This is a genomic window from Chamaesiphon sp., assembly GCF_041737865.1.
Classification (GTDB): Bacteria; Cyanobacteriota; Cyanobacteriia; order Cyanobacteriales; family Chamaesiphonaceae; genus Chamaesiphon.
The window spans coordinates 1-11099 of record NZ_JBGSQZ010000038.1 but is presented as its reverse complement, the minus strand read 5'-3'; the positions used below and the strand labels follow the sequence as shown (position 1 = coordinate 11099).

Here is an 11099-nt window from a genome sequence, read left to right as displayed (position 1 = left end):
ACCCGCCCAGTCCATAACATGCTGGTATCAAAGGTCAGATATATTTCGGGGTCTTGCCAATTGGCAAATACTGCTTTTACTATTGGGCTATATAGTTTAGCTGGATTAATGCGTGGATTATTCACCCAGCGTGACAACCTTACTGGTTTTTTGGATAAAAACAGTTTAACAGTTCTCCTCTCTTTTTTCCTCAAACCCATTACTCATCAGCTTTTACGATAATTCTTACGGACTTTTGTCCGTCAATCAGCTTTAGGCTTTAGGCTTTAGGTTTTAGGTTTTAGGCTTTAGGTTTTAGGCTTTAGGTTTTCAGGGTTTGGGTTTTCAGGGTTTAGGACGCAAGCGTCCACCATCCACCATCCACCATCCACTAATTTAGCCGTTTAAGCGAAATCGGAATTAATCTTTGACCTGTAGGTAAAAGGATCTTGAGCGTGATATTGTCTCGATCGAGACATTTGTATGGTAACTTTACTGGTGGTAAATCGCGATCGCCAAATGGCATAAATAATCGATCGCCAGTGAGTTTTATATTTGTACCTAAGTTAACTTTAGTCGTCATTCGCCGATAATTTTGAGAATTAAATGTCAAAGTACTATCAGAGTTCACCTGAAATCTAGCTGTGGCATTACCAGACAATCCCAAACCGATCTTATCAACTATAGCTCCATCTGTGTTTTTTAGGATAAATCTTTGTTCGAGATCGAATGCTTCAAATACAGCATTACCATCTTTATTAATGGTAACTTTTGCATATCCCAGCAGTTGCGGTTCGATAGCTTTAGCTTGACTAAAAGTTTGAATGCTCGGCAACCAATACGCAGCTAAATCGTTAATTTGCCAAGTGCCCACATAACAGTATGGCTCCCCAAGTGGCGATGGGGGAATCTCTACTTTGGGAGCTGGTGGGGTTTTTGCGGCGATGGGAGATGCCAAAAGCTGCTGAGGAGGGGGGATTGAGTTAGCACGATCTACCAGCCGCAGTGCAATGCGAGATTTGGATTTACGTGCAGGTTTTCCAGTCGCCGTAAAATCATACTGTTGACCTTGATGGGGATTAGTAGTCGTCAAACATAGTTGCGATACCTCGCTGACAACGGGAAAACTAAACCTAGAATCAGCGGGATTTGCCCTAGCAGATTCAGAATTATTACTTACATCATTATGGAAAAATCGTAATGTTTTGGATCGATCGTATAGAGCAAATTTGACAATACCTACTCCAACAGTTTTAACCTTTAGTGTAATGCGGGTATCTGGTTCTACCGATAATCCATAACAGACTTCTCCTGAAGGATTTGTCGGCGATGGTGTGAGTGAGCCTACATACGATTGTCCCAAGGTCATCGGTACTACGGTGACAGCAGATCTGGCTGATACAGCTAAAGGATGAGCGAGTATGAGTAGCGGCAAAATCCGCAGAATTGATAGCTGGGACATATTGATAGTTAAGCACTCGTTGGTGGGGCCTCTCCAATCGAGAATCGAGCAGTAACGTCTGTTTAGATCTAACGATTGTGGCGGTACATAGCCAAGCTCGATCGATTTTTAGAAAGGAGTTATAGATCCATACTGCCCAATTAAGATCTAAATTGACCACTTCAATTGAAAAATGATACCAATATATGTAATCTGACAGTTTGGATCGGCTCGGTAATATTAGTAATATAGCGATCGTAAATGAGCAGCACAAGACAGGCAGACTTTGCTTGATGTGCGATGATTTCAATCGCTGTGCTGTCCGCACCGCTCGTGAGCGGTTGCGATGATTAAGAAATCGTATAATTTGCGAGCTGAGTGTGGCGATCGCGATTACAGTAGAAAGCAAACCAGGTCAACTATTGGTTTCGATCTGCTACCTACTATCCCAGAACATCATCATGGAGACCCAAGATTTGCTACTAATGGTGTTATTACTTTCACCAGGATTGTTATTATCTGTGACGATTATGCTCACCTTTGCTGCTGGTGGTTAAATAGATATTAACGATCGATTGCCAGCTAATTTACCAGTCTGGTTGGGTCAAGCTCCGCGCCTGATGGTAACAGTTTTCGGCTGATTCCCACTGTTGGAGACTGCTGTGAACTCTCCCTTTATTAAACCAGAATTCAGGATTTTCGGGATCTAGACCTGTAGCTTGCTCGAAGCTAAATAGGGCATTGTCCAGCCGATGGAGTTCGAGTAGACAATTCCCCCGACTATTCCAGGCTGCTGCTCGATCTGGATCGAGATTGAGGGCGATCTCGTAGTCGGCTAATGCTGCTTCAAATTCTCGCCGCAGCAGGTGAATATTCCCGATCCGATACCAAGCGGGAGTATATTCTGGATCGAGTTTTACCGCTCGACCGAGACTGGAAATTGCGGCATCGATTTGACCGAGAGCTTGCTGGGCGATCGATTGTTTGTACCAAGTTGTGGCATCATCATCGCGCAGTTTGAGACTGGTTTGATAGCAGTGTAGAGCCTCAGGATACTGTTGGAGGTTGAGATGAGTCGTACCCTGATTATTCCAGCCGCTGGGGTCTTCAGGGGCAACCTTGGTGGCTTGGTGATAACTATGGATGGCAGCTTCTAAGTTACCTAATTGAAATAGGGCATTGCCGCGACTATTCCAGGCGCGGGTAGTCAAAGATGTGGCTGCACTACTGGGCGATGTGCCGATTGCTACTGTCGGTGATAGTGTCAAGGCGCGATCGAAGCTAGCAACAGCAGATTCCCAGCGACCGATTTCGAGTAAAGCATTGCCGCGATAGTGATATGCTTGCCGATCGTCGGGGTTGAGAATCGCACAGTTATCATAACAGGCGATTGCATCTTCATATTTTTGGAGGTGGAACAGGGCGACGCCACGATTGAGCCAGACGAGCGGATCTTGCCTGTCGATATCGACACTTTTTTCGTAACAGGCTAGAGCTTCTTGCCAGCAGCCGAGGTGTTGTAGTGCCAGCCCGCGACCATTCCAGGCATTGGCATCATCAGGGTGAATTTCGAGGCTCCGTTCGTGGGCGGTGGCAGCCTCTTCATAACGATTGAGGTGAAATAAAGCCTTACCCCGATTGTGCCAACTTTGATAAAACTGGGGCTGGAGTGCTAGGGATCGATCGTAGCTGTCGATCGCTTCTTCAAACCGTCTGAGCGATCCGAGGACATTCCCGTGATTATTCCAGGTGTAATAATCTTCGGGTTTGAGTGCGAGAGCGCGTTCGTAGCTATCGAGGGCGGGTGTCAACTGCCCTAACTGAAATAGTAGATTTCCCTGTTGATACCATGCGGGCGCATAGTTTGGATCTAATTCTAGACAGCAGTGGTAACTATGAAGGTTCTCGGTGGGATCGGTATGGAGTTGAAACTGAGCCTGTCCGCGCTGGTACCAAGCCAAGCTAAAATTTGGATCGAACTCGATCGCTCGATTGTAACTATTGAGGGCATCTTCCCACCGCTCTAGGTTGCCTAATAGATAGCCGCGATGGTACCAAGTTTCGGCACAGTCGGGTGCTAGTTCCAAAGCTTGACGGTAGGCACTCAGAGCTGAATAAAAGTCGCCTTGATGGTATTGAGCCTGTCCTAATAACAGCCAACTGCTAGCGCGTGGTTGAAGATCGGTGGCTGTTTGGAGACTAGCAACAGCGATATTATAGTCGCCGAGTTCGATCGCCACCCGCCCATGCTGCTCCCAAGCGTCGGCATGTTCGGGATTGAGTTCGATCGCGCGGATACAGGCTAGCGAAGCGGTTGCCCATTCGCCTTGAGCTGCTTGGACGCGACTTTGGTTGTAGAGGATCGCATAATTTTGGGGATCGAGACTGAGGGCGCGCTCGTAGCAGCTATTTGCTTCTTCCCAGCGATAGAGGGCGGCTAGAGCCAAACCTTTGTCATACCAAGCTGCTGGTTCATTTTCATTGAGTTTGAGCGCGACTTCGTAGCAAGCTAGAGCCGCTTCCCACCGTCGTAATTGAGCCAAAACTCGACCGTGGCTATAGCAGAGATCGTAACTAGCAGATGTCAAACTAGTGACTCGTTGGTAACATATTGCCGATCGTTCCCATTCCTGCAACTGTTGGAGAGCTTTGCCTTGACGATACCAAGCTTCAGCACGGCTGGGCTGAAGCTTGGTGACTTGGGCATAGGCAAATACAGCATCGGGTAATTGCTCTAGTTGCCAGAGGAGATTGCCCAACCCATACCAAGTATCGGGATCTTGGGGGTAAAATTCGACCGCTCGATCGTAAGCAGCCAGCGCACCTTCTGGATCGCCAATTTGGGTTAATTCTTTGCCCAAGTTGTGCCAAGCGGGATGATAATCTGGCTGAATTTCAATGGCTTGGCGATAGCTGTCGATCGCCTCTTGTTGGCGACCGAGATGTGCTAGAGTCAACCCGCGATCGTTCCAACTGTGATAATCTTGGGCATTAAGTTCGATCGCCCGATCGTACGCTGCTAGTGCTGCGGGATAAAGTTGGAGATTGAGCAGAGTTCTCGCTTGAAGGTACCAAATAGTAGCAGCAGTCACATCAATTTTTAGAGCTTGCTGATAGCTATAGAGAGCATCTTCCCAGCCTTCTAAGTGGGAAAAAGCATAACCGCGCTGACACCAACCCTCGAAGCTATTTCGCTCGATCGCCAGAGCTGCATCATAACTAGCAATTGCTTCGGCATAGCGGTTGAGTTTGAATAGTGACTGTCCTTTACCCTGATGGGCGGGATGAAAAGTTGGATCGATCGCGATCGCCCGATCGAAATTTGTTACTGCATACTCATGTCTACCCAATGCTGCCAGAGCATTACCGCGCTCGTACCAGGCGCGATCGAAATTAGGATCGATTGCGATCGCCCGATCGTAACTCTCCAATGCTGCGGTATATTCTTGCTGCAACCCTTGAACGATCCCATGACTCAGCCAGATCGCCGGATCTTTGGCTCTGAGTCGTAGTGCCCGATCGAAGCTATCTTGTGCTTCAGGATACCATCCGATTGCGACCAAAGCTTTGCCGCGATCGTCCCAAGCTTGGTAGTTTTCGGCAGAGAGGGCGATCGCCCGATCGTAGCACGTCACTGCGTCCTGGTTGCGCTCCAACTGAGCCAAAGCTTGCCCCCGACTATGCCAGATGTAGGGATCGTCTGGCTGAAAGTTAATTGCCCGATCGTAACTGTCGATCGCCTCAGTATATTTACCCTGATGCGCCAAGGCGATCCCCTGATTGTACCAAGCCGGATAAAATTCGGGATTGAGCTTGAGGGTATGATTGTAGCTACTAATTGCCTCTTGATGCCGTCCTAAATGAAACAGCACAAATCCGAGATTATTCCAAGCTTGATGATAGTCTGGTTTGAGCTTGAGGGTGCGATCGTAGCAGTCCAAAGCCTGTTCGTACTGGCTCAGGTGAAACAATGCCATCCCCTTGTTGTACCAAGCCTGATGAAATTGCGGCTGAAGTTTTAGAGTTCGATCGTAGCTACAGATTGCCGCATCGTAGTTTTGAAGATGAAATTGGGCTACCCCAAGATTATTCCAAGCTGTATAAAAATCTGGATCTAGTCGCGTCGCCTGTTCGTAGCAATTTATCGCTGCGTCAAATTTACTAAGTTTAAACAGGGTTTTGCCCTGATTATTCCAGGCATCGCTATGTGTAGATTCTAGTTGGGTGGCTTTGCGGTAGCAGTCGAGGGCGTGTTCGTATCGCCGCAGTTGAAACATCACCTTGCCCCGATTGTTCCAGGCTTCGGCATCTCTGGGTAAGAGTGTGGTGGCTTGAGTGTAACAGTTGAGAGCTTCTTGGGGTCGATCGAGTTGGGCGAGGATATTGCCGCGATTCGTCCAACCTTCAGCAAACTGCGGCTGTAATTTTGTCACCATTTCATATCTACGGAGCGCGGGTTCCAACTCACCTAGATGAAACAAAATATTCCCGCAATGGTTCCAAGCCTGATAAAAATCCGGTTGGAGTTGAGTAACTTTGGTATGAGCTGCCAAAGCTGCTTCAAAATCACCTAATAAGAATAATACTTTGCCTTTGTTACACCAAGCTGCTTGAAAATCAGGTGCCAAATCCAGCGCACAGTTATAACATCGGAGGGCATCCTGAAAACCTTTTTGCTCGAAGTGAGCGACTCCTAAATTATTCCAAGCTTGATAAAATTGCGAATCCAGTTCTGTTGCTTTTTGATAAGACTGGATCGCTGCGGCGATCTGCCCCAACTGAAATAATACTTGACCTCGATTGTTCCAAGCAAACCGATCGCTCGGATCGATTTGTAAACTCCGCTCATAACAAGCATAGGCTGCTTGAGCCTGTCCGATCCTAAATAATAACCAGCCTTTGTGGGATAAAGTCAATCGATCGTCTGGCTTGATTTCTAGTGCTCGATCGTATGCTGCCAGTGCTTTATCATACTCCTGGATTTCAAATAAAGTTCGACCTTTCTGGTACCAAGCAAAATGATCGTGGGGATGTTCGTTCGCGCTGCTTTCTTGCAAGTCAATCGCTCGATCGCAACTCTCGATCGTTTCGGCATAGCGTCCCAATTGAAATAGTACCCAGCCTTGATTTGCCCAAGCTTCAGCATCTTGAGGTTGGAGTTCGATCGCTTGTTCGTAAGAGCTTAGAGCTTCCTCCAATCGCCCTAGTCCCACCAAAACCCACCCCAGATTTGCCCAAGCTTCCTGCTTGTGGGGTTGTAATTCGATCGTTTTGCTGTAACAAGCCAAAGCGACATCCAACTTACCTGCATTACGATACGAATTTCCTTGACTGTACCAAGCTTCTGAGTCGTCTGTAGGCACGGGATAATTTGGGGATGCGGACTTTTGAGCAAAATCTGATTTCATTGTCTCATATTCGGCGATGGCTGTCGAAGATATCGGTTTATTTTGAGGAGATTTAGTCGCACCACGTTTTAGAGATGAGGATATTGCAGTAGCCCCTGGTAAAGAATTGCTGTCGATCGATGTATCCTTGCTAGTAGAGATTTGTACTTGTGTCTGTGCTGACTTTTTCCGATGTCTGCTACCGAGCCAAAATCTACTTACCATAATTATTTTAAAAGATATTCATCAAGCTGCAACAGATCGGAGCTACTCCCTTTCCAGTGTCAAATTGCGGAGTTCGTCCTGCCTTTGTTTCCACGGCTCGGGGAACCCGAGACGACGACCATGGAACGAACCCAAGCTAGACATTGTAGGGTGTGAATGGTGAATGGTGAATCAAGTCTAAAGTATTACCAGCCACAACTATAGCAATCGCTCACGAGCGGTTAAGATATGCAAAAATCCTTGCCCAGATCGCGGACTTCTCTGGGAAGTCGGGGATCTGTCCGCAGCGATATGACAACAGCCGTAGATGATTATTTGTCAATTTAGCGATTTTAATTTAAGGTATTAAAAATGTATATTAAATGGTAGTAATTAGTCGATCGGTATCGGTTTTTACAGTAATTTAATTAATGTAAATTACATGACATGAATATCCTCGATCGTTACAAATTTGGACAAACGATCTAGGAGGATATTTAGAAATAAGGACTACGCAACAACTCAAACAGAATTGTAATACTACACAGTAACCTTGTTAAAGGAGGGTTAGACGGGTCTTCTAGGATTTAGAAGCGATCCCCTGATGCTTTCCATTTAGCCTCTAAAATTGTCAGCCTGAAAATTACGAGGCGTTGCGGAGGAGGAGCGAAAAGATCGAGCGGTGGGAGATGGGAACGATCGTCCAAGCGCATCCAGACAGTGCTTAACAAAGCGCAGAAGCTATGGCTTCGGGGTTTAAATCCCCACGCGTCGGGGAACCCGACACGACACCTCTAGGTGGATTGCTTTTAGGGTACTCTCAGCACTTTTGGCTGTCAACTGTACTGGGCGGGGGACCCGCCCACACAACTGTCAACTGTTAAACCACTTTGAGTGTAGGTAGCAACTTGAGTTAATTAGGCATCAATATCCCAGCAATTGTAACGATCGGCATAATAATCGAGTAGCCGCTCTAGCAACAGCCGATCTGAGTGTGTCAATCGATCTGCTCCGTTAACTTCTAAACCGCCAAGCTGACTCTCAGTGTAGCTAAATTCTCGATCGATCGGAGTCAAAACAGCGACAGTTAGCCCCGCAATTTGCTGCAAATGAGCGGCTACTTCGCGGTACACTGCCAAGGGCATCTGGTAGTTACAGATTGTAAATTTTGGAGTCAGAGGAATCATCGGGATCGGCTGATATTTGGAAAGACTGATTGCTACCTACTCTAAGTGCCAACGACTAGAAGTCTTTGCTAGTGTGGCCAAGTCCGCCTTTACCTACGGCACGCTACAAATGAGGCGGACTGAGTAAATATTCCGCCCGCGTTGCAGCACGAGGCTGGTTACTTCATCAACACTTGTGCCGCCGCAGCAATACCCGCACCAGGAGTGCCAGTATGACCGAGTTCGGCGATCGTGGCTTCTAGGGCAGAGATCGCAGTGAGGATATCGCGATCGCTAACAAAGCCTAAATGACCGATTCTAAAGATCTTACCCTTGAGATGATCCTGACCGCCAGCGAGGACGATATCAAACTTCTTCTTCATCACACTTCGCACCTGCTCCGCATCCACAGTCGTGGGTGCAACCGCCGTAATCGCTGCACTACCATGTCCATCGGGTGCATATAGAGCCAAACCCATTGCTGTCACTGCGGCGCGGGTAGCGTGCATGAGTCTTTGGTGACGGGCAAAAATCTGTTCTAGCCCTTCTGCCTGCATCATCTTTAGGGCAGCTTGGAGCGCGAAAATCAGGTTGACTGGGGGCGTAAATGGGGTAGTGTTTTTAGCTGCATCTTTGCTGTATTTACCCAAATCCATATAATAGCGGGGTAATTTGGCAACTTTATAAGCCGCCCATGCCTTGGAGCTAACCGTCACAAAACCCAAACCAGGCGGGATCATGAAGCCTTTTTGGGAGCCAGAGCAAACCACATCCAGCTCCCATCGATCGATCGGCACATCCACCGCTCCTAGGCTAGTGACGGCATCAATGATGCTCAAAGCACCGTGGGCTTTGATGTATTTGGCGATCGATTCTAGGTCGTTGATGACGCCTGTAGATGTCTCGCTATGAGTGACGATGACTCCTTTGATTGCTTTGGTAGTATCGGCATCCAATGCGGATTTGACACGATCGGGATCGATCGGTTGTCCCCAAGGTGCGGTGACTTCCTGGACATCCAACGCGAATGCTTTGGCAACTTCCGCCCAACGTTCGCCAAATTTACCATTGTGAACGACCAAAACTCGATCGCCAGGACTGAAGAAATTAATCATCCCTGCTTCCATCGCCCCAGTGCCTGAGACAGTCAACATCAACACATCATTTTGAGTTTGGTGCAACCACTTGAGATTGGCGGTGACATCTGCCATGATCTGACTGAACTCACCACTACGGTGCCCGATCGGGTGCTTGGCTAGAGCCAACAAGACGTTTTCTGGTACTGGCGTAGGGCCAGGAATCATTAACATTAATTTATTTTCCACAATCTTTATCCCGTTTAAATAATAGTTAAACTTACAATCTAGACGCGGGCGCACTCTCAACTGGGCACAGCCGACGTTAATTTGGAGAATGTTAATTTTAGCTCAAGACTACGTACTGCCGCTAGGGGGCAAGCTAGTCGGCATGACTACAAACTACCGATCGATTCCTGATTTCCTCGTTTCTAGCGGTTAAGAGCGGTTAGAATCGTTATTGTCATCACAGTTGCTACTATAGCCAATTTCCATCACTGACAACCAACAGTAACTCCGAATCATGACTATTGACAGTACTTACATCTTGTTGGCGATCGCTCCCGACTTTACCTCAAGCCAACGGGGATCGAGCCAATCGCAATAATTGCTATACTCAATCTGATAGTTAAATAGAGCAAGTTGTATCCAACAAAACAGATCGACATGGAAGAGGTCTGGTTTGGGGATATTATGGCATCATGTTAGCGGTATCTATAAGTAACCTTTAATCAAAAAAATGTTATGACAAATAATCTGATTCCTTATGATTGTGGTGATGATGACGTAATTGCCTTTGGAGAGGCGATGTTTCGTTCTGGTAAGCTGAAAAAAGCGATCGGACAATCTTTTGATGGCTCAGTTGGTAGGGCGATCGATCAGAAACTACGTCAGCATGGTTTAGAGATTCCAATTCGGATAATCGGCTCGACCCGATTGGCAAATGAACATTGTCAATGGTTTGATGAAGGGATTAGCTGTGAAATTCTCGACCTAAGTACCCGCCGCTGGTGTAAAGGTAAAGTTAGGGTGCAAGTTTCAGTCGAATTTTTGGTAGAAGATACCGACGAAAAAATGTTGTTACCTGGCGATCTCGATCGCGAAGATTCAGCTAGTGATGAATACGTTAACAGCGAATATGTCCTCACAGGTATTCATCAAAACGGTCAGTAGAAATTGACACCAGAAAGGTAGTAGCTTTGCCATGCCATATTGTCCGAATCAGTTGAGGATAAAAAATGTCGCAAATCAAAATTTCTCAGAGGGTGTTTGAAAAGTATAGATTGAATCCCCCAAACCCCCTTAAAAAGGGGGAGCAAGAGTCTTAGTCCCCCTTTTTAAGGGGGATTTAGGGGGATTGATAGCCTACGATCGTAACAAATAAAACTTTTCAAACACCCTCTCAGAGTGCTCATAGATTACTACGCTGTCCCATCTGCCATTCCGAACCGATCCAAACAGACAATCGATTTGAATGTGTCAGTTCTGAATGTGCTTCCCACTTCCCCATCGTCGATGGCGTACCAGTATCAGTAGATCGCAAAGAGAGAAAAAAAGGGTAGAGTCTGGCTAGACAAAAATAAAAACAGCCATGACGATTACCCCAAATTCATTATCTCCGACTCCCAATACGGTTCGGTTAAACAAATACCTGTTCTGGTATTAGTCCGCGTAGCGAAAAGTGCTGATGGGCGGGGGACCCGATTGGTGACAAGTTAAGAAAAACCGAGGTTTGTCAAGGGGAGAAAGAAAAGATGTCAAACTCAGACTAGCACAGAGTTAGAACCGAGTTTGACCCATGCCCAAAAAGCGGACAACAAATCGTGACCATGCCAAGCGACAACAA

General features: G+C 46.8%; 6 protein-coding genes. 2 read left to right on the top strand and 4 right to left on the bottom strand.

Annotated features, from left to right (window positions below; translation table 11 throughout):
• Window positions 1–370 precede the first annotated feature (370 nt).
• Window positions 371–1441, bottom strand: a complete 1071-nt coding sequence (locus ACEW9J_RS02635; protein ID WP_373543595.1) for a hypothetical protein — start codon at window positions 1439–1441, stop codon at window positions 371–373.
• A 359-nt stretch (window positions 1442–1800) separates the two neighbouring features.
• On the opposite strand from ACEW9J_RS02635, the gene ACEW9J_RS02630 reads away from it, so the two are divergent.
• Window positions 1801–1977: a hypothetical protein gene (locus tag ACEW9J_RS02630; RefSeq protein ID WP_373543594.1), complete on the top strand. Its 177-nt coding sequence runs from the start codon at window positions 1801–1803 to the stop codon at window positions 1975–1977.
• Between the two features lie 30 nt (window positions 1978–2007).
• Here the strand turns inward: ACEW9J_RS02630 and ACEW9J_RS02625 are convergent, their stop codons facing one another.
• From ACEW9J_RS02625 to ACEW9J_RS02615, 3 genes are all read right to left on the bottom strand, one after another.
• Entirely contained in the window at window positions 2008–7032 is a 5025-nt protein-coding gene (locus tag ACEW9J_RS02625; RefSeq protein ID WP_373543593.1) for a tetratricopeptide repeat protein, read from the bottom strand.
• Window positions 7033–7928: 896 nt separating this feature from the next.
• Window positions 7929–8198, bottom strand: coding sequence for a hypothetical protein (locus ACEW9J_RS02620; RefSeq protein WP_373543592.1), 270 nt, complete (start codon window positions 8196–8198; stop codon window positions 7929–7931).
• A gap of 158 nt (window positions 8199–8356) precedes the next feature.
• Window positions 8357–9502: an alanine--glyoxylate aminotransferase family protein gene (locus tag ACEW9J_RS02615; protein ID WP_373543591.1), complete on the bottom strand. Its 1146-nt coding sequence runs from the start codon at window positions 9500–9502 to the stop codon at window positions 8357–8359.
• A gap of 495 nt (window positions 9503–9997) precedes the next feature.
• Between ACEW9J_RS02615 and ACEW9J_RS02610 the strand changes: the two genes are divergently transcribed.
• Window positions 9998–10426, top strand: coding sequence for a KGK domain-containing protein (locus ACEW9J_RS02610; protein WP_373543590.1), 429 nt, complete (start codon window positions 9998–10000; stop codon window positions 10424–10426).
• Window positions 10427–11099 lie beyond the last annotated feature (673 nt).